Origin of the sequence: Falsiroseomonas algicola (assembly GCF_011040385.1) — a bacterium.
GTDB lineage: Bacteria > Pseudomonadota > Alphaproteobacteria > Acetobacterales > Acetobacteraceae > Falsiroseomonas > Falsiroseomonas algicola.
Window position 1 is genome coordinate 383,349 of sequence record NZ_JAAIKB010000005.1, and the last position, 21,816, is coordinate 405,164.

At 72.4% G+C, this 21,816-nt stretch carries 23 protein-coding genes and 1 pseudogene; 6 read left to right on the forward strand and 18 right to left on the reverse strand.

The features are described from left to right. Positions 1-6: 6 nt before the first annotated feature. From G3576_RS15310 to xseA, 4 genes are all read right to left on the reverse strand, one after another. Positions 7-543: a hypothetical protein gene (locus tag G3576_RS15310; protein WP_164695277.1), complete on the reverse strand. Its 537-nt coding sequence runs from the start codon at positions 541-543 to the stop codon at positions 7-9. 107 nt (positions 544-650) lie between these two features. After that, positions 651-1,406, reverse strand: coding sequence for an SDR family NAD(P)-dependent oxidoreductase (locus G3576_RS15315; RefSeq protein WP_164695278.1), 756 nt, complete (start codon positions 1,404-1,406; stop codon positions 651-653). Between the two features lie 40 nt (positions 1,407-1,446). Beyond that, positions 1,447-2,256, reverse strand: coding sequence for a M23 family metallopeptidase (locus G3576_RS15320; protein WP_164695279.1), 810 nt, complete (start codon positions 2,254-2,256; stop codon positions 1,447-1,449). Further along, positions 2,253-3,710 (reverse strand): exodeoxyribonuclease VII large subunit, encoded by a 1,458-nt coding sequence (xseA, locus tag G3576_RS15325; RefSeq protein ID WP_164695280.1) that lies wholly within the window; start codon positions 3,708-3,710, stop codon positions 2,253-2,255. Before xseA ends, G3576_RS15320 begins: the two co-directional genes overlap by 4 nt. A 75-nt stretch (positions 3,711-3,785) precedes the next feature. Between xseA and purD the strand changes: the two genes are divergently transcribed. Then, the gene (gene purD / locus G3576_RS15330; protein WP_164695281.1) at positions 3,786-5,054 is read left to right on the forward strand and encodes a phosphoribosylamine--glycine ligase; all 1,269 of its coding nucleotides are present in this window, start codon (positions 3,786-3,788) and stop codon (positions 5,052-5,054) included. A gap of 5 nt (positions 5,055-5,059) precedes the next feature. Here the strand turns inward: purD and G3576_RS15335 are convergent, their stop codons facing one another. Further along, the gene (locus G3576_RS15335; protein WP_164695282.1) at positions 5,060-5,683 is read right to left on the reverse strand and encodes a TetR/AcrR family transcriptional regulator; all 624 of its coding nucleotides are present in this window, start codon (positions 5,681-5,683) and stop codon (positions 5,060-5,062) included. 146 nt (positions 5,684-5,829) lie between these two features. On the opposite strand from G3576_RS15335, the gene G3576_RS15340 reads away from it, so the two are divergent. Further along, the gene (locus G3576_RS15340) at positions 5,830-6,132 is read left to right on the forward strand and encodes a hypothetical protein (protein WP_164695283.1); all 303 of its coding nucleotides are present in this window, start codon (positions 5,830-5,832) and stop codon (positions 6,130-6,132) included. A gap of 462 nt (positions 6,133-6,594) precedes the next feature. After that, complete coding sequence (locus tag G3576_RS15345) at positions 6,595-7,017, forward strand: hypothetical protein (RefSeq protein ID WP_164695284.1); 423 nt, start codon at positions 6,595-6,597, stop codon at positions 7,015-7,017. A gap of 44 nt (positions 7,018-7,061) precedes the next feature. Here G3576_RS15345 and G3576_RS15350 read toward each other — a convergent pair whose 3' ends face one another. The 3 genes from G3576_RS15350 to G3576_RS15360 all read right to left on the reverse strand — a co-directional run bounded on the left by G3576_RS15350 (position 7,062) and on the right by G3576_RS15360 (position 11,038). Next, a complete protein-coding gene (locus tag G3576_RS15350; RefSeq protein WP_164695285.1) occupies positions 7,062-9,248 on the reverse strand; it encodes a glycosyltransferase in 2,187 nt (728 codons plus the stop codon). Positions 9,249-9,264: 16 nt separating this feature from the next. After that, positions 9,265-10,734: a mannose-1-phosphate guanylyltransferase/mannose-6-phosphate isomerase gene (locus tag G3576_RS15355; protein WP_164695286.1), complete on the reverse strand. Its 1,470-nt coding sequence runs from the start codon at positions 10,732-10,734 to the stop codon at positions 9,265-9,267. 139 nt (positions 10,735-10,873) lie between these two features. After that, a complete protein-coding gene (locus tag G3576_RS15360; RefSeq protein WP_164695287.1) occupies positions 10,874-11,038 on the reverse strand; it encodes a hypothetical protein in 165 nt (54 codons plus the stop codon). A 172-nt stretch (positions 11,039-11,210) separates the two neighbouring features. Here G3576_RS15360 and G3576_RS15365 point away from each other — a divergent pair, with 172 nt between their 5' ends. Next, positions 11,211-12,572, forward strand: a complete 1,362-nt coding sequence (locus tag G3576_RS15365; protein WP_164695288.1) for a glycosyltransferase family 4 protein — start codon at positions 11,211-11,213, stop codon at positions 12,570-12,572. A gap of 2 nt (positions 12,573-12,574) precedes the next feature. On the opposite strand, the gene G3576_RS15370 is transcribed toward G3576_RS15365, so the two are convergent. From G3576_RS15370 to G3576_RS15385, 4 genes are read right to left on the reverse strand one after another with little or no spacing between them, the layout of a single operon-like run. Continuing rightward, positions 12,575-12,937, reverse strand: coding sequence for a GFA family protein (locus G3576_RS15370; RefSeq protein WP_164695289.1), 363 nt, complete (start codon positions 12,935-12,937; stop codon positions 12,575-12,577). Positions 12,938-12,950: 13 nt separating this feature from the next. Beyond that, entirely contained in the window at positions 12,951-13,745 is a 795-nt protein-coding gene (locus G3576_RS15375; RefSeq protein WP_164695290.1) for an alpha/beta fold hydrolase, read from the reverse strand. Positions 13,746-13,749: 4 nt separating this feature from the next. Beyond that, positions 13,750-14,511 carry a type 1 glutamine amidotransferase domain-containing protein gene (locus tag G3576_RS15380; RefSeq protein ID WP_164695291.1) on the reverse strand — a complete coding sequence of 254 codons (762 nt, stop codon included), beginning with the start codon at positions 14,509-14,511 and terminating at the stop codon, positions 13,750-13,752. Continuing rightward, a complete protein-coding gene (locus G3576_RS15385) occupies positions 14,508-15,104 on the reverse strand; it encodes an NAD(P)-binding domain-containing protein (RefSeq protein ID WP_164695292.1) in 597 nt (198 codons plus the stop codon). The genes G3576_RS15380 and G3576_RS15385 overlap by 4 nt, the downstream gene beginning before the upstream one ends. Positions 15,105-15,178: 74 nt before the next feature. On the opposite strand from G3576_RS15385, the gene G3576_RS15390 reads away from it, so the two are divergent. Next, positions 15,179-16,105, forward strand: a complete 927-nt coding sequence (locus G3576_RS15390) for a LysR family transcriptional regulator (protein ID WP_164695293.1) — start codon at positions 15,179-15,181, stop codon at positions 16,103-16,105. A 3-nt stretch (positions 16,106-16,108) separates the two neighbouring features. Here G3576_RS15390 and rsmD read toward each other — a convergent pair whose 3' ends face one another. The 3 genes and pseudogenes from rsmD to G3576_RS15405 all read right to left on the reverse strand — a co-directional run bounded on the left by rsmD (position 16,109) and on the right by G3576_RS15405 (position 18,280). Then, the gene (gene rsmD / locus G3576_RS15395; protein ID WP_235951952.1) at positions 16,109-16,666 is read right to left on the reverse strand and encodes a 16S rRNA (guanine(966)-N(2))-methyltransferase RsmD; all 558 of its coding nucleotides are present in this window, start codon (positions 16,664-16,666) and stop codon (positions 16,109-16,111) included. Positions 16,667-16,796: 130 nt separating this feature from the next. Then, a pseudogene (locus G3576_RS15400) lies at positions 16,797-17,558 on the reverse strand (pseudouridine synthase); the annotation flags it as partial. 8 nt (positions 17,559-17,566) lie between these two features. After that, complete coding sequence (locus G3576_RS15405) at positions 17,567-18,280, reverse strand: gamma-glutamyl-gamma-aminobutyrate hydrolase family protein (protein WP_164695296.1); 714 nt, start codon at positions 18,278-18,280, stop codon at positions 17,567-17,569. 68 nt (positions 18,281-18,348) lie between these two features. Between G3576_RS15405 and G3576_RS15410 the strand changes: the two genes are divergently transcribed. Beyond that, positions 18,349-18,783 carry a nucleoside deaminase gene (locus G3576_RS15410; protein ID WP_164695297.1) on the forward strand — a complete coding sequence of 145 codons (435 nt, stop codon included), beginning with the start codon at positions 18,349-18,351 and terminating at the stop codon, positions 18,781-18,783. On the opposite strand, the gene G3576_RS15415 is transcribed toward G3576_RS15410, so the two are convergent. From G3576_RS15415 to G3576_RS15425, 3 genes are all read right to left on the reverse strand, one after another. Next, entirely contained in the window at positions 18,778-19,779 is a 1,002-nt protein-coding gene (locus tag G3576_RS15415; protein WP_164695298.1) for a CorA family divalent cation transporter, read from the reverse strand. The two genes, G3576_RS15410 and G3576_RS15415, sit on opposite strands and share 6 nt — an antisense overlap. A gap of 56 nt (positions 19,780-19,835) precedes the next feature. Continuing rightward, on the reverse strand, positions 19,836-20,624 hold the full coding sequence (locus G3576_RS15420) for a hypothetical protein (protein WP_164695299.1): 789 nt from the start codon (positions 20,622-20,624) through the stop codon (positions 19,836-19,838). Positions 20,625-20,761: 137 nt separating this feature from the next. Next, positions 20,762-21,730, reverse strand: a complete 969-nt coding sequence (locus tag G3576_RS15425) for a tripartite tricarboxylate transporter substrate binding protein (protein WP_164695300.1) — start codon at positions 21,728-21,730, stop codon at positions 20,762-20,764. Positions 21,731-21,816 lie beyond the last annotated feature (86 nt).

Consider the following 21,816-nt stretch of genomic DNA (forward strand, 5'->3'; position numbering starts at 1 on the left):
GCGCGATCAGCCGGCTTCGACGAGCCGCGGGGCGAAAACGAAGCGGAACCGATCCCAGACCGGTGCGGCGACGGAGGTGGTATCGATCAGCGTGCCGAGCAGCCGGGTTGCTGCCTCCTCGTCGGAAATCGGCGGCGTTATGTTGCCGGGGACCACGATGTAGCCGTCGAAGCGGAGCGCTGCCTCGATGTCGAGCGGGGGTAGCGAGGCGCCGCCATCCGCTGTCGGAACCTCCATCGACAGGGTGGCATGGAAGGTCGCTGGTTTCTCCCCCGCCGTGACCGACAGGGACAACAAACGCGCCAGCAGATGCTCTCCGTCGATGTAGAAGGAGCAGCCCATCAATTCCGGCTTCACGACATCCGACAGCGAGAGTTCGCCGAGGCCTCGCCAACTTGCCATGGCCAGGGTCATCCAATCGCAGCTCACGGCGAGCACGTGATCGGAGCTGTCGAGGGCGACGTGCAGTCCCCAGAAAAGCTGGTTATCCGCGCCCTCGTGCACGCGCGCGACATGCGCGTAGATGTAACCCTGACCGATCATGACGAGCCCCTCGCGGGTCGGCCCATCATGCATGCGTCATGGGGCGGCGGCAATGAATTGCAGTGCTCGCTCGGTGCCTCCAGCGCCGGCGAGCGCCGCGCGCTGCCTCAGACCTTGCCGCCATCCACGACGAAGTATTGCGCCGTGACCATCGCGCTGTCGTCGGCGGCCAGCCACAGCACCATGCGCGCGACGTCGGCGGGCATCAGCTTGCTGTGCAGGCACTGGCCTTCCAGGTGGTTGGCCACGCCTTCCGGCGTCGCCCACAGCTCCTCCTGGCGTTTCGTGAAAATCCAGCCGGGGACGACCTCGTTGACGCGGATGCCGTCGCCGCCGAGGTCCCGCGCCAGGCCGCGGGTCAGGCCGCGGATGGCGGATTTGGCGGCGACATAGGCGGGCATGCCGCCCTGCGCGCCCATCCAACTCGTGCTGCCCATGTTGATGATGGAGCCCGCCTTGGCGGCGCGCATGCCGGGTGCCACGGCCTGGGCGCAGAAGAAGACGTGGCGGAGGTTGGTCGCCATGCGCTCGTCCCAGTAATCCGGCTGCACCGTCTCCAGCCCGTGGCGATCGTCGCGCGCGGCGTTGTTCACCAGCACCTGCACGGGGCCGAGCGCCGCCACGATCTGCGCGATGGCGGCGCGCAGGGCCTCGATGTCCCGCAGGTCGCAATGGACGAACATCGCGCCCGTCTCCGCCGCGACCTTCCGGCCGCCCTCGTCGTCGAAATCGAGGAAGGCCGGCTTCGCACCCTGGCCCGCGAAGGCGCGCACCATCTCCGCCCCGATACCGGAGGCGCCGCCGGTGATGAGCACGACCTTGCCGGCCAGGCTGGGGTAGCGGGCGTAGCGGTCGTCGGTCATGGCCATGTCCTCGATGCCGGGCGCCAACGCGGGGCGGTGGCTATTGTTGCTGGGCGGGCAGCACCGGCTGCGGGTCCAGCCAGGTCTGGTACCAGGACAGGCTGAAATGCAGATGCGGGCCCGTGACGCGGCCCGTCGCGCCCATCAGCGCGATCTGGTCGCCGCGGCCGACCGTGGCGCCGACCTCCACCAGGCGGCGGGAGAGATGGGCGTAGAGCGTATTCACCCCATGCCCGTGATCCACCACCAGCAGATGGCCGAAGAAGAAATGCTCGTCGGAGAGGGTCACACGCCCGCCCAGCATGGCGTGGATCGGCGTGCCGACGGGGCCCGCGACATCCAGCCCGTAATGCGGCTGGCGCGGCTGGCCGTTCAGCACGCGCTGGCTGCCAAAGATGCCGCTGATGCGGCCGCGGGCGGGCCAGACGGGCGGCTCCGCGAATTCTGTCAGCGTGCTGTCGGTGGCGCGGGCAGCGGCGAGCTTCTCGCGCTCCGCCAGGATGCGGCGCAGCGCCGTCTCGTCGGGTGTGACCTGGGCGGGGGGCAGGCCGGTGATGGACTGCACGTCCCATTGCCGGCGCTCCACGGCGATGGCGCGGGTCTCGGCGCGGCCGCCGGGATGGGTGATGAGCAGCGTCGAGGAGGCGGCGTGGTCCCGCCCGAAGCCGAAGGCGAACTTTCCCGAGTTCGAGACGCGGATCGCGCGGCCATCGAGCGCGAGGCGGGTGCCGGGCGCGGCATCGCCCAGGATCAGCGCGCCCTGGCGGGCGGGCATGGTCCAGGTGACGGCGGCGGCGGGGCGGGCCAGCAGCAGGGCCGGCGCGGCGAGGAGGAGGCGGCGGGCGATCACAGCAGGCTCTCCTGCGCCGGCGGCTTCGGCTTTGCGCGCGCGGTCCTGGTGGTGGCGCCATCGGCGGTGGCGCCGACCGCGCCATCGGCGAAGGCGATGGAGAGCCTGGCCCCGGCCGCGACATCTGCCGCGCGGGTCAGCGGCTGGCCATCCGCGTCCTTCACCAGGGCGAAGCCGCGGGCGAGGACGGATTGGTAGGACCCGGCCTCCAGCCGCGCCGAAAGCCCCTCCAGCCGTTCCCGCTTCTGGCGCAGCAGGGCTTCCACCGGCGCGCTCGAGAAGGCCTGCAGCGCGCGGGCGCCACGCTGGCGCTGGACGATCCGGGCGAAGGCGGCGGCCTTGCGGCCGTCCAGCAGCGCGACGGCGTGGCGGCGGGCGGCGATGCCGGCACGGGGGTGGGGGACAATCAGGGGGGCGAGGGCGGCGCGGCGGTTGGCGATGAAGCCGGTGAGCGCGCCGGGCAGCGAGTCGCCGGCCTCGTCCAGGCGGCGGCGGAGGTCGAGGACGCGGGCGGGCACGTCGGGCAGGCGGCGTTCCAGGCGCAGCAGCGTGGTCTCCGCCGCGCGAAGCTGGCGCACCACGGCGCCGCGCAGCCTGGCCTCCCGCTGCGCCAGGTCGGCCAGCAGGTCGGCGCGGGCGGGGACGGCCAGTTCCGCCGCCGCCGTGGGGGTGGGCGCGCGGCGATCCGACGCAAAATCGATCAGCGTGGTGTCGGTCTCATGCCCCACGGCCGAGATCAGCGGGATGGGGGAGAGGGCGGCGGCGCGGACCACCACCTCCTCGTTGAAGGCCATGAGGTCTTCCAGGCTGCCGCCGCCGCGGGCCACGATCAGCACATCGGGGCGCGGGATCGGGCCACCCACGGGCAGGCGGCCGAAGCCCTCGATGGCGGCGGCGATCTTCTCCGCCGCGCCCTGGCCCTGCACGGGCACGGGCCAGAGGATCAGGCGGCGGGGGAAGCGGCGGAGGATCGTCGTGCGGATGTCCTGGATGACGGCCCCGGCCTCGCTGGTCACGACGCCGACGACCAGCGGCAGGCGGGGCAGGGGGCGTTTCCGCGAGTCTTCGAACAGGCCTTCGGCGAGCAGCTTCTTCCGCAGCATCTCGATGCGCGCCAGCAGCGCGCCTTCGCCGGCGAATTCCAGCCGGTCGATGACCAGCTGGTATTTGGAGCGGTCGGCATAGGTGGTCAGCTTGCCGGTGGCGATGACCTCCAGCCCGTTCTCCGGCTGGACCGAGAGACGGCTGACGCTGGTGCGCCAGACCACGGATTCCAGCTTCGCGTTCTCATCCTTCAGCGACAGGTAGATGTGGCCGGAGGGGTAGCGCTTGCATTCCGTGATCTCGCCGCGGACGCGCACGCGCCCGAAGGCGCCTTCCAGCGTGCGGCGGATGGCGCCGGCGATCTCGGCGACGGCGTATTCGGGGATGTTGCTGGGCGGCGGCGTGTCCATGGGCGGACCCTATGCTATCCGGAGGTCAGCGCGGAACCGGCCGCGCGGTCTTTTCTGTGTGTGCGGGGGCGGGTCATGCAGGTGCTGGTGGTGGGCGGCGGCGGGCGCGAACACGCGCTCTGCTGGGCGATCGCGGTCTCTCCCCTGCTGGGCAAGCTCTACTGCGCCCCGGGCAATCCGGGCATTTCCTCAATTGCGGAATGCGTGGCGATCGGGGCGGAAGACATCGCCGGCATCGTAGCCTTCGCCGTGGAAAAGCGGATCGACCTCGTCGTGGCGGGGCCGGAGGCGCCGCTGACGCTCGGGCTGGCCGATGCCTGCGCCGCCGCGGGGATCAAGTGCTTCGGCCCGTCGCAGGCGGCCGCGCGGCTGGAGGGCAGCAAGGTCTTCACGCGGGAGGTCGCGGAAGCCGCCGGCGTGCCGGGCGCGAAATGGCAGCGCTTCGATGACCCTGCCAAGGCCCGCGCCTATGTCCGCGCGGAAGGCGCGCCGATCGTGGTCAAGGCCGATGGCCTGGCGGCGGGCAAGGGCGTGGTGGTGGCTTCGACCGTCGAGGAGGCGGAGGCCGCCATCGCCGACATCATGGAAAGCCGCATCCATGGCGAGGCCGGCGCCACCGTGCTGATCGAGGAATGCCTGGTGGGCGAGGAGATCAGCTTCTTCGCCCTCTGCGATGGCGAGACGGCGCTGCCCTTGGGTGCCGCGCAGGACCACAAGCGCGTCGGCGATGGCGATACGGGCCCGAACACCGGCGGCATGGGCGCCTATTCCCCCCCGCCCGCCCTCACCCCCGCGCTGCAGGCGCAGGTGATGGCGGAGATCGTGCAGCCGACGCTCGAGGAAATGTCGAGGCGGGGGACGCCGTTCAAGGGCGTGCTTTTCGCGGGCCTGATGCTGACGGAAGCCGGGCCGAAGCTGATCGAGTTCAACGTCCGCTTCGGCGATCCGGAATGCCAGGCGCTGCTGCTGCGCCTGCGATCCGACCTGCTGCCGGCGCTCTTCGCCTCCTGCGACGGCGGGCTCGACATGTTCGACCTGAACTGGGACGCGACCCACAGCCTGGTGGTGGTGATGGCGGCGGAGGGATACCCCGGCAGCCCGCGCAAGGGGACGGAGATCAAGGGGCTGGAGGCGGCGGCCGAGGTGCCGGGCGTGCAGGTCTTCCACGCCGGCACGGCGCGGCGCGATGATGGCGCGCTGGTCGCGAATGGCGGCCGCGTGCTGGCCGTGGCGGGCACGGGGAAGACGCTGCAGGAGGCGCGCGACGCCGCCTATGCGGCGGTGGACGCCATCGACTGGCCGGGCGGCTTCTGCCGGCGGGATATCGGCTGGCGGGCGCTGTAGCGGGCTCAGGCCGCCAGCAGGGCGCGTAGCCGTTGCTGGATGAGGGTCGCGGCCGTCGCCACCTCCGCCGTGCCGAAGACCACGGGGCGCAGGCCCTGGGTGTAGACGGCGATGATGGTCTCCACCGCGATCTCCTCAGGGATCGGGCGGATCGTGCCCTCCGCGATGCCATCCCGGACCAGGGCAGCCAGCGCGTCCCGCGCCGGGCGCAACTCCTCGATGTTCGCTGCCTCGCTTTCGGGCGGCCAGGTCCAGGACAGGCCCTGCAAGCCGGCCAGCAGGCGTGGCTTGCCGAGATCCATGGCGGCCTGCGCGGCGATGAAGCGGTCCAGCCGGTCCAGCGCCGGCGCGTCTTCCCGCAGGATGGCCATCAGGACCGGCCATTGCGGCGCGTTGTGCCGCGCCACCACCGCCATCAGCAGCCCGGCCTTGCCGGCGAAATAGGTGTTGATGAGGGAGGGGACGACCTTCGCAGCCCCGGCGATGTCCGCGACCGAGACATTCTCGTACCCGGCCTCGCTGAACCGGGCCTCGGCCGCATCCAGCAGCCGCGCCTTGGTCTGCTCCCGCTGCTGGCTGCGTGATTCGGACTCATACCGTTTCTTGCGGGGAACAGGTGCGGGGGGCACGGATAGGCCTTCGTGAGGGGGCACGAAGGTTATGCGATTTCTTTTTTGATATTCAAGGAAGATTTTTCTTGAATATGTTCGATGATCATAGTCATTGCGGTCCTGCCGCGGGCGATCCTGCCCGCTGGCGTTGGAGGACCGGTTCGATGAACACGCTTCACATCCTGCACGATGACTCGAATGGGCCGTCGGACCCCCGGCTGGCCGTCGCCATCGCGAATGAGATCCGGCTGATCGGCCTTGGCGCCGCCTCCGCCGGCGACAGCGCGCCGGAGGGCGCGAGCTTGCAGGCGCTTCTGGCCCGGCTCTTCGCGGATGTGCCCAGCCTTTCGGCCAGCACGGTGACGGTCCGGCTGACGGGTGCCCTGCTGCGGGCGGATGCGGAGGCGATCTGGTCGCGGGTGCAGATGCGGTCGGGCTGGTGGGACGCCGCCGACGGCTATGAGTGACGGGGCCGTGGCACCGGCGGCGCGTGTGCGGCTTGGCCCTCGGCGAGCGGCCGCCACGGTCCCGGCCAGGCGCGTTCCCGCGATCGGTTGCGCGTTTTCCGGACATGCGGTTTCTTGCCGCGGAGCATCGCAGGCATCGCAAAACCGGCATGCTCGGGCGGTCGGCGGGAAGGAGAATTGCTTTTTCTGAACTCAACAAAATTCCGGCTTGATGGCCCTCCCCGAAGCCACGCATGAGCGCGCCGCCGGGCCCTGCCGCGATGATGCAGCCCGCGGAACAGGATCGGCTGACGAGTGGCCATGGCCCAGCAGACACCGGGACACACCGTCCTGCCGGACAGCCGGCGGCGCGGTGCCATCTGCCCCGACGGCGCTGGGCCGGCCTGACCGCGGCCTGATCCTTCCCGCCCCTCTATCCGCCATGCGCGGCCACGCCAGGGCGTGGCTGCCGGAGTTGCCTTCATGCGTAGCGTCAGCATCAGCATCGACAGCCGGTTCGCGGCGGTTGCCATCAGCATCAAGGGCGAGATGGAAGGTGGCGCCATCGTCGACGCCATCGTCGAATGGTTCGACCGCCGGCCGCTCGCCGCCTCCCTCGACCGTCTCTATGACGTGACGGCCTTCAGCGGCAGCGTGGGGGAGGAGGATATCCGCAACCTCGCCATCCGCCTGCCGGAGGCGGCGCTGACCACGGCGGCGATGACGGTGATCGCGACGCGCAAGCCCCAACTGCCGCTCTGGTCGGAGGCGCTGCCGCAACTGGCCCCGGCGCGAATCTTCCGGGTGGAGCCGAGCCTGACGGCGGCCTGGGCGACGCTCGCGATCGAGCAGGATGTCCGATTCCGGGACCGGCGGCGGCGGCGCACGGAGCGGCCGCAGGGATAGACGTCATGCTGCCCGGGGCATGATCGGCCTGAGCCGATGATGCTTCAGCGCTCCGCCTCCGGCCAGGTGAAGCGCTGGTGTTCCAGGTAGTCGAGCCGCGCCAGCAGGTCATCCGCCCGGCAGGCCATGACGGAGACGAGGCCGACGCCGACCTGCCGCCCCGCCGGGCTGCCATCGGCGGCCAGGGATTCGGGCGCCGCCTCCGCCTCGATCCCCAGGTCGATCACGCCGCCGGCCACCGCCAGTTCCAGGGCGGCGATCGCCTGTTCGCCGGGGGCGAGGGTCATCGCCAGCGGGTCGGCGCCGCGCGGGACCAGGCGGATGGCCTGAGCGGTGGCGGGGCCGCGGAGCAGCAGGTGCAGGCGGATGCGGCCGCTGGCCTGGGGGGGCAGGGCGATGCGCAACGCGGCCCGGCCGAGGGGGCCGAGCGGGCGCGTCCAGCAGCCCCAGCGTTCCGGCGCATGCCAGGCCGCGCCGTCGCGCAGCGCCTCCGCCAGCAGGGGCAGGGGGCCGGGCTCCACTTCGCCGCCGATGCCGAGGCGGATGATGGTGCCGAGCGGCATGGCGGGGGGCGAGACCGGGCGCGGCGGGGCGGCCTCCCGCGACAGGCGCGCCATCACCGCATCGCCGATGACCTGCCAGCTGCGGGGCTTCGCGGCCGCGGAGCGGGCTTCCGCCGCGGCGCGGAAGGCTGGGTCGAAGCACAGCTGTTCAACCTTGGCCGCGAAGTCGGGCTCGCTCTGTGGCCGGAACAGGATGGCGGCGCCGAGGCCCGCTTCCGGCAGCGCGGAATGGTCGGGGGCGAGCACCGCCTTGCCATGGGCGACGGCTTCCGTGACCGGCAGGCCCCAGCCCTCATGGTCCGAATTGTAGAGGACGAAGAGCGCGCGGCGGTAGAGCGCGGGAAGGGCGGTGTCCGGCACGTCCGGCAGCAGGACCGCGCCATCGCGGAAGGCCGGGGCGGCGCGCAGCAGGGCGGCGGCGGCCTCTCCCCCGAAGCCGGTGCGCCCGGCCAGCACCAGCAGCGGCAGCCGGCCCGGGCCGTGCTTGCGGATCAGCGCCAGCCAGGCGTTGAGGACGAAGAGGTGGTTCTTGCGCGATTCCAGCGTGCCCAGGAACAGGGCGTAGGGTCGCCCGGCGAGGGCGTTGACGCCGGCATGGACGGCCGCGCCGGGTGGCGGGTCGCCCGGCGCTCCGTCGAGTCCGACGACCATCAGGGGGGGCAGGGGGATGTCGGGCAGGTGGCGGGCCTGGAGGGAGCGGACGTCGCGGGCCGTCGCCTCCGACACCGTCAGCAGCAGGTCGGCATGGGCGGCCAGGCCCGAGAACCAGCGGGCGAATTCGCCGACCGTCTCCGGCGGCGAATGCTCCGGCACCACCAGCGGCCCGCAATCATGCACCAGCGGCGCGTAGCGCAGCCCGAAGCGCGCCTTCGCCAGTCGCACGGCCAGGTGGTAGTCCGGCAGCCACCAGGACGATCCCGGCACGACCAGCCAGGCGCCCTCCGGCACGATCAGGTCGGGCGCGGCCTCCACCGCCTGGCGGGCGACGGCGACGGCCTGTTCCCAGGCGGGATCGCGCGCATCCGCGCTGGCGCGGGACAGGGCGGCGAGGCGGTTGAAGGCTTCCCGCGGCAGGGCACGCCAGGACAGCGTCGGCGGATGGTAGATGGCCAGGATGACGCGCGCCGCCGGCCCGCCGCCGCGCAGCGCCGGGGCCACCAGTTCCATCTGCACGCGCTGGATGCCGGTCGGCGCGCGGTTGGCGCCGAACCAGGACAGCAGGTCCGTGAGGTCGAAGACGACGGTGATGTCGCCGAGCAGGGAGAGCGGCACATCCGGTGCCGCCAAGGCGGCGACGCTGGGCTGGCCGAGCAGCAGGGAGACCTCTCGCCAGGCGGCCTCATGCCCCGGGTCGATCTCCATCGCGCGGCCATAGGCCTGGCGCGCGGCGGGCAGGTCACCCAGCATCTTGAGCGCGTGGCCGAGCTGCATCTGCAGATCGGCATCCCCGGGGCGACCGCGTTCGGCGCGGCGATAGGCGTCGAGCGCGGCACCTGGGTCCCCGCCTTCCTTCAGCGCGTGGCCGTACTGGATCCAGGCTGGCCAGTCATGCGGATGGCGGGCGAGCCAGGCGGCATAGGCCTGCGCGGCGCCGGCCCAGTCCCGCGCATCGCGCAGGCGGTCGGCGTCGCGCAGCGAGGGGGGCGCGGCGTCCGGGCCGGGCGGCATGCCGCCTCCCCTGGCGTCAGGCCCGGCCGTAATTGTCCTCCAGCCGGACGATGTCGTCCTCGCCGAGGTAGGGGCCGGACTGCACCTCGATCAGCGTGAGCGGGATCATGCCGGGGTTCTCCAGCCGATGGACGCAGCCGAGCGGCAGGTAGACCGACTCGTTCTCCCGCAGCAGGATGCGTTCGCCGTCGCGTTCGACCACGGCGGTACCGGCGACGACCACCCAGTGTTCGGCGCGGTGGTAGTGCTTCTGGAGCGACAGCTTGCGGCCGGGGCGCACGGTGATGCGCTTCACCTGGAAGCGGCTGCCATGGGCCACGCCCTCATAGGCCCCCCAGGGGCGGTAGACGCGGCGATGCTCGGTGGCTTCCTTGTGGCCGGTGGCCTTCAGATGCTCCACCATCTTCTTCACGTCCTGCGCGCGGTCGCGATGGACGGCGAGGACGGCGTCGTCGGTGACGACCAGCACCACATCCTCGAGCCCCACCACCGCGGTCAGGATGCCTTCCGACCGGACATAGCAGCGCTTGGAGCCCAGGACGGCGGCGTTGCCGAGGGCGGCATTGCCATCCTTGTCCTTGGCCGCGATGTCCCACAGCGAGGCCCAGGAGCCGACATCGGACCAGCCGGGGTCGCAGGGCACGACGGCGGCCAGCGCGGTCCGTTCCATCACCGCGTGGTCGATGGAGATGGAGGGCGCTTCAGCGAAGCTGGCGCCGAGCCGGACGAAGCCGAGGTCGCGCGCGGCATCGGTCACGGCGGCGCGGGCGGCGGCCAGCACGCCCGGCGCATGGGCGGCGAGTTCGGCGATCAGCGTCTTCGCCGTCGCGACGAACATGCCGCTGTTCCAGAGGTGGCGGCCGCCCGCCAGGAAGGCTTCCGCCGTGGCGGCGTCCGGCTTCTCGACGAAGCGGGCGACGGCGAGCGCGCCGTCCGCCCCTGCCAGGGGGGCGCCGGATTCGATGTAGCCGTAGCCGGTCTCGGGCGCGGTGGGTCGGATGCCGAAGGTGCAGATGCGGCCTTCCCGCGCGGCCAGGGCGGCGGCGCTGAGGGCCTGGCGCAGCGCCGGCACGTCCTGCACCGCGGCATCGGCGGCCATGATCCAGAGGATCGCGTCCGGCGCATCCTCCCCGATCAGGATGGCGGCGGCGGCGATGGCCGCGGCGCTGTTGCGGGCGCTGGGTTCCAGGATGATGCGGCTGTCTTCCGCGCCGGCTTCCCGCAGCTGTTCGGCGACCAGGAAGCGATGCGCTTCCCCGCACACCACGACCGGGGCGGCGAAGCCGGGGGCACGGGCGCGGGCCGCGGTTTCCTGCAGCATCGTGCCCTGGGAGACCAGCGGCCAGAACTGCTTGGGGTAGGCTTCGCGGGACAGCGGCCAGAGGCGGCTGCCGGTGCCGCCGGACAGGATCACGGGGACGATCTGGTCGACGGTCCAGCTAGGCGAACCCTGGGAGGAGCCAGTCGGCACGGCATCGGTCGGCATGGATCAGGGAACCTCGGGTGCTTCGGCGATCGCCGCGGGGCAGCAGCGGCGGCTGACGCCGGTATGTCGCAGGCCTTTGGAAAAAGAAAGGCAATGGCGCGCCGGCGGCGAGTTTCCGTGCGTCGCGCGCAAGGGCCGCCTACCGCGCCAGCAACACAAGCCCGATGACGACGGGCGCGGCCAGGATGACGATGGCGATGGCACGCAGCAGCAGCGCCGCGGCGTGGGCAAGGAAGACGCCGGCGCCGGAAGCACTGCGTGGCGGGGCGGCTGCCGCCTGGTCGATCCGCTCCGTCGGTTGCATGCTGGCCCTGCCGTTGCGCGCAGGAGGATCAAGCATCAACCGGAGGGCTCCGTCCAGCGGAAGCTTTGTCCGTTTCGGTTGCGCGCGGGTCCGTGATCGCCGCGGGCGCGGGTTGACGGCGGCGGCGGCGGGCGGGCTTAACCCGGCGAACCCCGATCACAGAGGTCCTTCGATGCTGAAGCCGCGGATCGCCATCGATGGCTACAATCTGGCGCTGGACCAGGGCACGGGGGTCGCGACCTATTCCCGCAACCTGTCGCAGCGGCTGCGGGCGCTGGGCGCGGAGGTGGGCGTGCTCTATGGCCAGAAGAACTCGCGGGGTCGGGACGACCTGCTGCGGGAGGTCGGCCTCTATGACGCGACGCCGAAGCCGCTGCCGCCGCGCCGCCAGGCGATCGAGGATCTGCGCGCACGACTGAAGACGATGTTCGGTGCCAGGGCCTTGCCCGTTCCGAGGACCGATCGCGTGGTGCGAAGGGGCCTCGAGGCGCGGGTGCCGGAGGCCGACCGGCTGTGGAACGCGCCCTCCCTGTTCCGCACCGCGGTGCAGCGCGCCAAGCCCAGCCGGCCGTTCCTGCCGGTGCAGCTGCCGGACCGGCAGGACGTGATGCACTGGACCTACCCGCTGCCGCTGAAGGTGGCCGGCGCGCGGAACATCTACACCATCCACGACCTGGTGCCGCTGCGCCTGCCCTACACCACGCTCGACGCCAAGAACCGCTACCTCGGCACCTGCCGGCGCATCGCGGCGGAGGCGGACCACATCGTCACGGTGTCGGAGGCGTCGAAGCGCGACATCGTCAATCTGCTCGGCGTGGCGGAGGAGCGCATCTCCGTCACCTACCAATGCGTGGAGGTGCCGCCCGCGCTCGCGGAGAAGCCGGAGGCGCTGGTCCGGGCGGAGCTGCAGGGCGCCTTCGGCCTGCAATGGGGCGGCTACTGGCTGTTCTTCGGCGCGATCGAGCCGAAGAAGAATGTCGGCCGGATCATCGAGGCCTACCTCGCCTCCGGCAGCCCCTGGCCGCTGGTGATCTGCGGCAAGCATGGCTGGCAGGTGCGGCAGGAACTGGCCCTGCTGTATGAGGACGACCACCGGCAATATCCCGAGGATCCGCGCTTCGAGGGGCCGCAGGGCATGACCCGCAAGCTGCGGGACCGCGTGATCCTGCTGGACTACGCGCCCTTCCGGCTGCTGGTCAGCCTGATCCGCGGCGCGCGGTCGGTGTTCTTCCCCTCCCTCTACGAAGGCTTCGGCCTGCCGGCACTGGAGGCGATGCTGCTGGGCGCGCCGGTGCTGACGAGCAACACGTCATCCCTGCCCGAGGTGGTGGGCGATGCGGCGCTGACGGTGGATCCCTATGACACCCGTGCCATGGCGGAGGCGATCCAGGCGCTGGACGCGAATGACGAGCTGCGCGCGGAGCTTGCCTGGCGCGGGCCGCGCCAGGCCGCCTTCTTCGACGCCGCGCATTACGACGTCCGGCTGCGGGCGATGTATGCGAAGATCGGCATCACGCTGGGGCAGGAGGGGTAGCCTCAGCCAGGGCTCTCGTACCAGTCGCCCTTCGATTCCACCCAGACATTGCGGATGGTCTTCATCCCGGTCGGCGGGTCGATGGTGCCGGCGGAGACGAGCAGCCGGTCGCCCTGGCGCGGCCGCTTGAACAGGCGGCCGCCGCAGCGCGTGCAGAAACCGCGTTCGGCACTCGGGCTCGATTCATACCAGGTCAGCGTCTCCGCGGCGTCCAGCAGCACGGAGTCCTTCGGCGCAGCGAGCATGGCGTTGGCGTTGCCGTGCATCTGCTGGCAGTCCCGGCAGTGGCAGACGATGACGCCGATCGCCTCCCCCGTGATGCGATAGCGCACGCCGCCGCAATGGCATTGTCCGGTGAAGGGCATTCGGGGGGGTTCCTCAGGGCTGGGCGAGGGATGCGATGGCCGCCGCCAGCGCGGATGGCGCGGCGAGCATGGGGGTGTGGGAGGTGGGGAGTTCCGCCACCTGCGTGATCCCCGCGGCCTGCAGCATGGCGCGCTGGAAGCCGGGGGTGAGGGTGCGGTCCTCCGTCGTCACCAGATAGGCCTTGGGCACGGCGCCGAAGCGCGCGGCCGTCAGCGTGACGGGGGTGGCGAGCGGCGGCACCGGCTCCGCCCGGTGGTTCGCCACCAGCCAGGCGGCATCCGCCGCGATGCAATCCGCGCAGAAGGTCTCGACGATGCCCTCCCGCGCGATCGAGGCCGGGGAGGTGCGGGCCGGGTCCTCCTGCCGCCAGAAGCGCCCCACCAGGCTGCCGGGGTCTCGCTGGGACAGGCTGTAGGCGCTGTCGCCGGAGGCGGGGAGATAGGCGGCCAGGAAGACCAGGCGGCGCAGGCGCTCCGGCGCCGCTTCCGCCACCGCTGCGGCGACGATGCCGCCGAAGCTGTGGCCGACCAGCACCACGTCGCGGCGGTCCCCGATCGCGGCCAGCACGGCCTGGACGTAGCGCTCGAGCGAGGCTTCCGCGGCCGGCATCGGGTCCGCGCCATGGGCGGGGAGTTCGGGGGTGAGCACCTCGAAGCCCTCGGTGCGCAGCGCCGCCGCCGTGCGGTCCCAGACCGCGGCGCCCATCCAGGCGCCATGCACCAGCACGATGGCCGGGCGGGGCTGGGCGCGGGCGGGGGTGGCGAGCAGGAGGGGCGCGGCGAGCAGGGCGCGGCGGGCAAGCATCATGCGGTCAGGCTCCCAGGGCGACGATGACGGCGGCGGCGGTGGCGCCGCCGGAGAAGTTCTGCTGGCCGGTGACGAGGTTGCCGTCCCGCACCGCGAAGCTGCGCCAGGCGCCGGCCTGCACGTAGTTGGCGCCCTGGGCACGCAGGCGATCCTCGATCCGCCAGGGCATCACATGCCGGTCGCGCGGCAGCGCGCCCATGGCCCAGGCGGCCTCGTCCGCCGCGTCTTCCTCGACATTGGCGAAGCCGGTGACGGTGCGCCCTTTCGCGATAGGCGAGCCGTCGGAGCGGGTGGCATGGCAGAGGATGGCGGTGCCGTGGCAGAGCGCGGCGGCGACTTTTCCCGAGTCCAGGAAGGCGACGAAGCGCTGCTGCAGCGTCGTCGCGGCCTTATAGGTGAACATCGGCGCCTGGCCGCCGGCGACCAGGATGGCGTCGAAATCGTCCAGCGTGATGGCCTCGACGGGTTTCGTCGCGGCGACGAGGGCGGCGAGGTGCGGCGTCTCGATGAAGCCGCGGCTCACGATGTCGTCGGCGGAATAGCCGGAGGCGTGGCGCGGGTCGCTGAAGGCATCGCCCTCGCAGGCGCCGCCATCCGGGCTGAAGACCTCCATGGCGTAGCCCGCCTCGTGGAAGGCGAGCCAGGGATGCGCGAGTTCGCTCCACCAGAAGCCGACCGGCCAGCCGGTGGTGGTGGAGACGGCGGGGTTGGCGATGACGATGGCGATGCGCTTCGGGCGCAGCGCGTTGGGGTCGCGCAGGCTCATGGCACGGCCCGCCGCAGCGCGAAGGCGAAGTCCCGGCCGAGGCCGCGCCGCATGGAGAGGTCGATCCAGAGCATCGCATGCGCCTCCAGCAGCCTTGCGGCGCGGAGCGGCCCGGCATCCACCGCCTCGAACCCGATATCGGCGGCGAGCCGCAGCGCGATGGCCTTGGCATCGGCGTCGTCGCCGGCGGCGAACATGACGGGGCGCGGCGCGAAGCGGGCGGCATCGGCCATGACGTTGGCGCCGGTGGTGTTGAAGACTTTCGTCAATCGCAGCCTGGGGAAGGCGCGGGTGATACGCTCGGCGCCGCTGTCGTCGAAGCCGAGCGAGAGGCCGAGGCCATCCGGGCCCATGGCCAGCGGGTTGGTGGCGTCCAGCACGGGGATGCCGCCAGGCGCGACGGCGGCGAGGGCTTCCGCCGCGGCATCGAAGGGCACGGCGAGGATATAGGCCGCGGCATCGGCCAGCGGCGCGAGGGGCGCGTCCTCCGTCCCCGGGCTCCGCAGCAGCAGGATGGGCGCGTGGCCCGCGCGCCTCAGCGCGGCAGCGAGTGCCTGACCCACATTGCCGCCGCCGATGATGCCGATGCGCATGGAGCCCCCTTTCCTGTTGCGGGAAGGATGGGTTCCGCTGGCACTTTCCTCCATTGAATGTTCTGAATGGCGACATGAGCGAGATGAAACTCCGTCGCCTCGACCTGACGCTGCTGCTGGTGCTGGACGAGGCGCTGCGCCACCGGAAGCTGGCGGAAGTGGCGAACCGGCTCGGCCTCAGCGCGCCGGCGGTCAGCCATGCGCTGGCGCGGCTGCGGGAGATCTTCGACGACCCGCTCTTCATCCGCCGGCCCGGTGGCGTGGAGCCGACGCCGCGATGCCTGGAATTGGCGCCGCTGGTGGCGAGCGTCCTGGGCCTGGCGCGGCAGGCGGTGGCGCCGCCGCTGCCCTTCGATCCCGCGACCAGTGACCGCGTCTTCCGGATCACGGGCCTCGATTACGAAGCCTCCCGCTTCGGACCGCCGCTGCTGGCGCGCTTCGCGGCGGCCGGCGACGGGCTGCGCCTGTCCTTCCGGCCGCATGCGCGGGATGCCGCCATGGCCGCGCTGGCGGAGGGGGAGGCGGACCTGGCGCTGGGCTTCTTCCCGCGCCGGCCGGCGGGAATCGCGACGCGGCGGCTCTATGAGGAGACCTACCTGGTGGCAGGGTCGCCCGACCATCCGCGGCTGCGCCGGCGGCGGCAGATCGACCTGCCGCTCTATTGCGCGCTGGACCATGTGCTGGTGTCCCTTAGCGGCGGGCTGGAGGGGACGGTGGATGCGGCGCTGGCGCGGCAGGGCCTGAGGCGGCGGGTGGTGGCGGCGATGCCGTCCTTCCTGCCGGCGCTGGCGGCGGTGGCGGCATCCCCCACCATCGTGACGATGCCCCGGCGGGTGGTGGAGAACTACGCGCCCCGCTTCGGCCTGCGTGCCTTCGCGCCGCCGCTGCCGATCCGGCCCTTCGTGCTGTCGGCGGCCTGGCATGAGCGGCAGGCGGGGGATGCGGGGCTGCGCTGGCTGGTGGAGCAGGTGGCGGCGGTGGCGGCCGAGGTGGCGGGGTAGGGTTCAGCCCGCGCGGAGGAAGACCACCCGCGCCGCGCCATGTTCCCGCATCGCGACTTCGGAAAAACCGGGCGCCGCCAGCGCCTCCTCCCGCCCCAGCTCCGCCACCACCAGCGCGGCGGGGGCGATCCAGCCGGCGGCGGAAAGCGCGGCCAGGGCGCGCGGGATCAGGTCCTGCGCGTAGGGCGGGTCCAGGAAGACCAGGCCGCAGGGTGCCGCGGCGGCGGGGGGCTTCAGCACGTCGCCGGCCACGACACGGGCGCGGGGCTCCTCCCGGCAGGCGGCGATATTGGTCCGCAGCGCCGCCAGCGCGGCGCGGTCGCGCTCCATGAAGGTGGCATGGGCGGCGCCGCGGCTCAGCGCCTCCAGCCCCATCGCGCCGGTCCCGGCGAAGGCGTCCAGCACGCGCGCCTCCTCCACCACCGCCCGGCCGGCCCAGGGGGCGTGCCAGAGCATGTCGAAGACCGCCTGGCGGACGCGCTCCGCCGTGGGGCGGGTGGTGTCGCCGGGGGGCGCGGCGAGCCTACGGCCGCGATGGCTTCCGGCGACGATTCGCAGCATGCTTCGGCTTCGGCGGTTCCGCATTGCGGGCGCGGGGGATGTTCTCGGGACGGACGCGCTTGGGCTTTGGCGCGACGGGTTCCGGGGGCGCGGCGGCGGCCGCGGCGGCGGCCTCCTCCTGCTCCCGCCGCCGCTTCTTCTGCGGCGCCTCCCCGATGCCGAGCTGTTCGCGCATCACCTTCGGATGCACTTCCTCGACGCCGCCCTTGGGCAGGGTGCCGAGCTGGAAGGGGCCATAGGCGGTGCGGATCAGCCGCGTCACGTGCAGGCCGAGATGCTGCATCACGCGGCGGATCTCGCGGTTCTTGCCTTCCTTCAGGCTCACCGTCAGCCAGGCGATGGCGCCGCGGCGGCTGTCGAGCCCGGCCTCGATCGGGCCATAGGCGACGCCATCCACGGTGATGCCGCGCGACAGCGCGGCCAGCGACTTTTCATCCACCGCACCATAGACGCGGACGCGGTAGCGGCGAAGCCAGCCATTGCTCGGCAACTCGAGCTTGCGCGCCAGCTCCCCGTCATTGGTCAGCAGCAGCAGCCCCTCGCTGGTCAGGTCGAGGCGGCCGATGGAGACGACGCGGCCGATGGCAGGCGGCAGGCGCTCGAACACCGTCGGGCGGCCCTGCGGGTCCTTGTGGGTGGTGACCACGCCATCGGGCTTGTGGTGGCGGAACAGCCGCGTGCGCTCCGCGGGCTGGACGGGCTTGCCATCCACGCTGATGCGCGCGCCCTCGGTGACGAAGGTGGCGGGGGTTTCCACCACCTTGCCGTTCATCTTCACCTTGCCCTCGGCGATCAGCTTCTCGGCGTCGCGGCGGGAGGCGATGCCGGCGCGGGCCAGGTATTTTGCGAGTCGCTCGCCGCGTTCCCCGGCCGGAGCTTCGGCGTCGTCCATCTCGTCGGTCACCGGCAGGCCTCCACGAAGGCGGCGAGGATCACGGGGTCCCGCGGATCCACGGCGTATTCCGGGTGCCATTGCACGCCGAGGGCGAAGCGGTGGCCGGGATGCTCGATGCCCTCCACCACGCCATCGGGGGCGCGGGCATTCACCACGGCGCCGGTGCCGGGCGTGGCGACGGCCTGGTGATGGGCGGAATTGACGGCCAGGCGGTCGGTGCCGGTGATGCGGGCCAGCAGCGTGCCGGGCGCGACCGCGACCTCATGCCCCGGCTCGGTCCGCGGGTTCGGCTGCTCATGCGCCAGCGCGCCCGGCACCTCATCCGGGATGTGCTGGATCAGTGTGCCGCCGAAGGCGACGGCGAGGAGCTGCTGGCCGCCGCAGATGCCCAGCACGGGCATGTCGCGGGCCAGGGCGGCCCGCGTCGCGGCCAGTTCGAAATCGGTGCGGCCGGGCTTCAGCGTGACCTTCGGGTGCGGCGGGCCGCCGCCCCAGAGTGCCGGGTCCACATCGAAGGCGCCGCCCGTGACCAGCAGCCCGTCGATGGCATCGAGGTAGTCGGCGGCCAGTTCGGGATGGTGCGGCAGCGCGACCGGCAGGCCGCCCGCGGCGATGACGGCGGAGAGGTAGTTCTGGCGCAGCGCATACCAGGGCAGCTTCGACCAGCCGCCGGCGGGTTCCGCATCCAGGGTGACACCGATGACCGGGCGTTTTTTCATCGCCCGTTGCTAGACGGTCGGGGCGCGCCGGAGCAAGCATCGCCGCCATGCGGAACGCGCCGTCACCCATGGAAATCGCGCTGGACGCCGCGCGGGCGGCCGCCGCACGGGGCGAGGTGCCGGTCGGCGCCGTGGTGACGGATGCGAGCGGCCGTGTCCTCGCCGTGGCGGGGAATGAGGTGGAGGCCCGCCGCGACCCCTCCGCCCATGCCGAGATGCTGGCGCTGCGGGAGGCCGCGCGCGTCACCGGCGACAAGCTGCTGCCGGAGGCGACGCTGACGGTCACGCTGGAGCCCTGCGCCATGTGCGCCCAGGCGATCGCCTTCTTCCGCGTGAAGCGGGTGGTCTTCGGCGCCTATGACCCGAAGGGCGGCGCGGTGGAGCATGGCCCGCGGCTGTTCGGCCAGCCCACCTGCCACCATGCGCCGGAGGTGGTGGGCGGGGTCAGGGAAAGCGAGGCGGGGGCGCTGCTGCGGGACTTCTTCGCCGCGCTCCGGTCATAGCAACCGCCCCAGCCGCAGCGCCGCCAGCACGCCCACGACCGACGCGCCGATGCAGCCCATCGCCATGGCGAAGCCCCAGCCGGCCTCGGTGCCGTCCGCCGGCACGCCGGGCACGCCGCCGACATTCATGCCGAAGATGCCGGCGACCAGGCTCGCGGGCAGCATGGCGGCGGAGATGACGGAAAGCACCAGCAGGCGCCTGTTCGTCTCCTCCGTCGCCAGCGCCGCGGCCTGGTCCTGCGCGATGCGGCCGCGATCCTGGAGGACGGCGAGGGCGCGGGAGGCCGCGCGGGCGCGGCGGGCTTCGCGCAGCAGCGGCGTGGCCAGCGCAGGCAGCCAGGCCGGTGTCTCCTCCTCCTCCGCCAGTTCCTCCATCGCCTCCGTCAGCGGATCGATGGTGCGCGCGAGGCGCAGCGCCTCCCGCCGCAGGGCGGCGAGCGCATCGCGCGGGGCCTCGGCGCCCGGGCGCAGCAGCTGGTCCTCGATGCGCGCGACGCGATGCGCCAGCGCCGCGATCAGGCGGCTGAACTCCAGCAACGAGGCGTGCAGCGTGGCAGCCAGGGCTTCCGGCGGGGTGGTGGCCGACAGGGATTGCATCACCGCATGGGCGCCGCGCAGCGGATGGCGGCGCGCCGTCACCAGCAGCCCGGGCAGCAGGGCGAAATGCAGCATGCCGATGGGCGGCAGGTCGGGCCGGTCGGCATCGTAATGCGTGTCGGGAAGGCAGCCGAACAGCGCGCCCTCGGCCATCTCGATGCGCGTCGCCTCCTCGGCATCCACCAGCGCGGCGCGGGCGCTGTCCGGCAGCGCCGCCAGCGCCTGGATGAAGAGCCGCGCGCGGGCATCGACGAGGTCGAGATGCAGCCAGGCGGGTTCCGCCATCCCGGTGGCGATCCATCCTTCCACCGCTGCCGCGGACATCGGCTGGGCGCCGGCGCCGTCGAATCGCCAGCCGGCGATCAGGCCGTGGCAGCGGGGGAGGGGCGGGTGATCCATGGCGGCGCGCTAGCATGGGTGCGCCAGAAGCTGCGACCGCAGCGGGATGACAGGCTTCAGCCTGCGGCGCGATGCACGCCGGTCGCGCGCGGGTCCCATTGCCAGGGCGGGTCGGGGCGGATCGGGACGGCGCCCTGGAAGCGGGGCGGGGGGCGGTGCTTCTCCTCGCCCGCCAGCACGGCGCGGCCGCGATCGGTCAGCGCCCAGGCCTCGCCAGGCGTGAGCAGCCGCAACGGGCCGGCGGAGAGGCGCGCCTGGATGTCGAGCAGCATCAGGTCGGTCTGCGGGAAGGTGGCGTCCGCCGCGTGCTGCGCCTGCACGACGGCCGAGAGGCTCGTGGCGCCCTCCGCCACCGCGCGCAGCACCTGGCGTTCCGTCAGCGCCAGCCGGTCGGCGCGCCAGGGCAGGTCCTGCAGGTGGCGGCGCATGGCATGGGCGAGGTGCGGCAGCGGCGTCGCGCGGCGCCAGAGGCGGTCCAGAGCCTCGGGGTCCGGATCGGCGAAAGCCGCCCAGGCCTCGGCACCGGCTTCCAGCTGCGCGAGCGTCAGCGGCTGCGGGTCCAGCGCGGCGAGTTCCGTGTCGGGCAGCGCCATGAAGGGGCGCTTGCCGTCGGCGGGCATGAGGAAGAGCTTCCCCTCCAGCCCCCGCCGCCCCGCCAGCAGGGACAGGACGCGGATCAGCACCGCCTGGTCCCAGAGGTCATGCTCGAACCACAGCAGCACGCGGTCGAAGCGATCGAGCGCGTTCAGCGCCATGTATTCGCGCCCGAGGCGAAGCCGCGCCTCCTGCAGGTCGGTCTTCGCATGCAGCGCGATGACGCGGGCGCGCAGCCCGAGATAGGCCATCAGCGGTTCGTCGTTGACGGCGCCGACGCAGACGGGATCGCTGATCGGCAGGTATTCCCCCGCCCAGCCGCTGGCGGCCAGGCGGGGGCGGAGGTCATCCCCGCAGCGGATATGCGCGGTCGTCAGAGGCGCCGTGTTCAGAGGCGGAGGCCGAGCTTGCGGATCATCTCGCCTTCCGTCGCATAGCTGCGCCGCGCCTCGGCCGCGTATTCATCGGGGCCGAGATACATCGGCGCCATGTCGAAGCGGTCCAGGATCGCCATGTGCGCGGGGTCCGTCAGCGCTTCCTTGAAGGCGTCGTGCAGCACGCGGACCACCTCCGCATTCATGCCCTTGGGGCCGGCCAGGCCGTAGGGGCTGGCGCTGACGATGTCGATGCCACTCTCCCGCAGCGTCGGCACGTTGGGGAAGCGCTTGGCGCGCTCGGCACTCCAGGTCACCAGCAGCTTGAGCCGCCCGGCCTGCACCATCTCCGACCAGCCGGAACTGTCGGCGAGCGCCGTGGTCTGGCCGCCGAGCAGCGAGGTCACGTTCTCGCTGAAGCCGCGGAAGGGGACGTGCACCCATTCGATGCCGCGCGCGCCGGCGATCTGTTCCATGGTGATGTGCAGCGAGGTGCCGACGCCGGGCGTGCCGTAGGTGACGCGGCCGGGATTCGCCTTGGCGTGGTCCAGGAATTCCTGGAAGGTGTTCCAGGGCGCATCCGCCTTCACCACCACGCCGAAGAGATAGCCGGTGAGGTGGATGATGTAGGAGAAATCCTCGAGCGGATTGAACAGCGCGCGCTGCGCCATCTGCGGATGGCGGAAGACGCTGATCGGCATCTGGGTGATGGTGTAGCCGTCGGGCCGTTCGTTCAGCATCTGCTGGGCGCCGAGGATGCCGCCCGCGCCGCCCTTGTTCTCGATGATGACGGGCTGGCCGAGGCGTCGCGCCGCCTGTTCGGCCAGCACGCGCATCTGGATGTCCGTGGTGCCGCCGGCCGCCCAGGGCACCACCAGGCGGATGGGCTTGTCGGGGAAGCGGCCCTGCGCGCGGAGCGCCGGCGCGGCGAGCAGCGAGGCGCCGAGGCCGAGGGCCGTGCGACGGCCGAGATGGTGGATCATGGTTGCGGAGCCTCCCTGGATGGTGCCGGCCTCTCGGGGCCGGTCGTCTGCCATCCTGCCTATCGCGGGCGGGGGCCGCCCGCAAC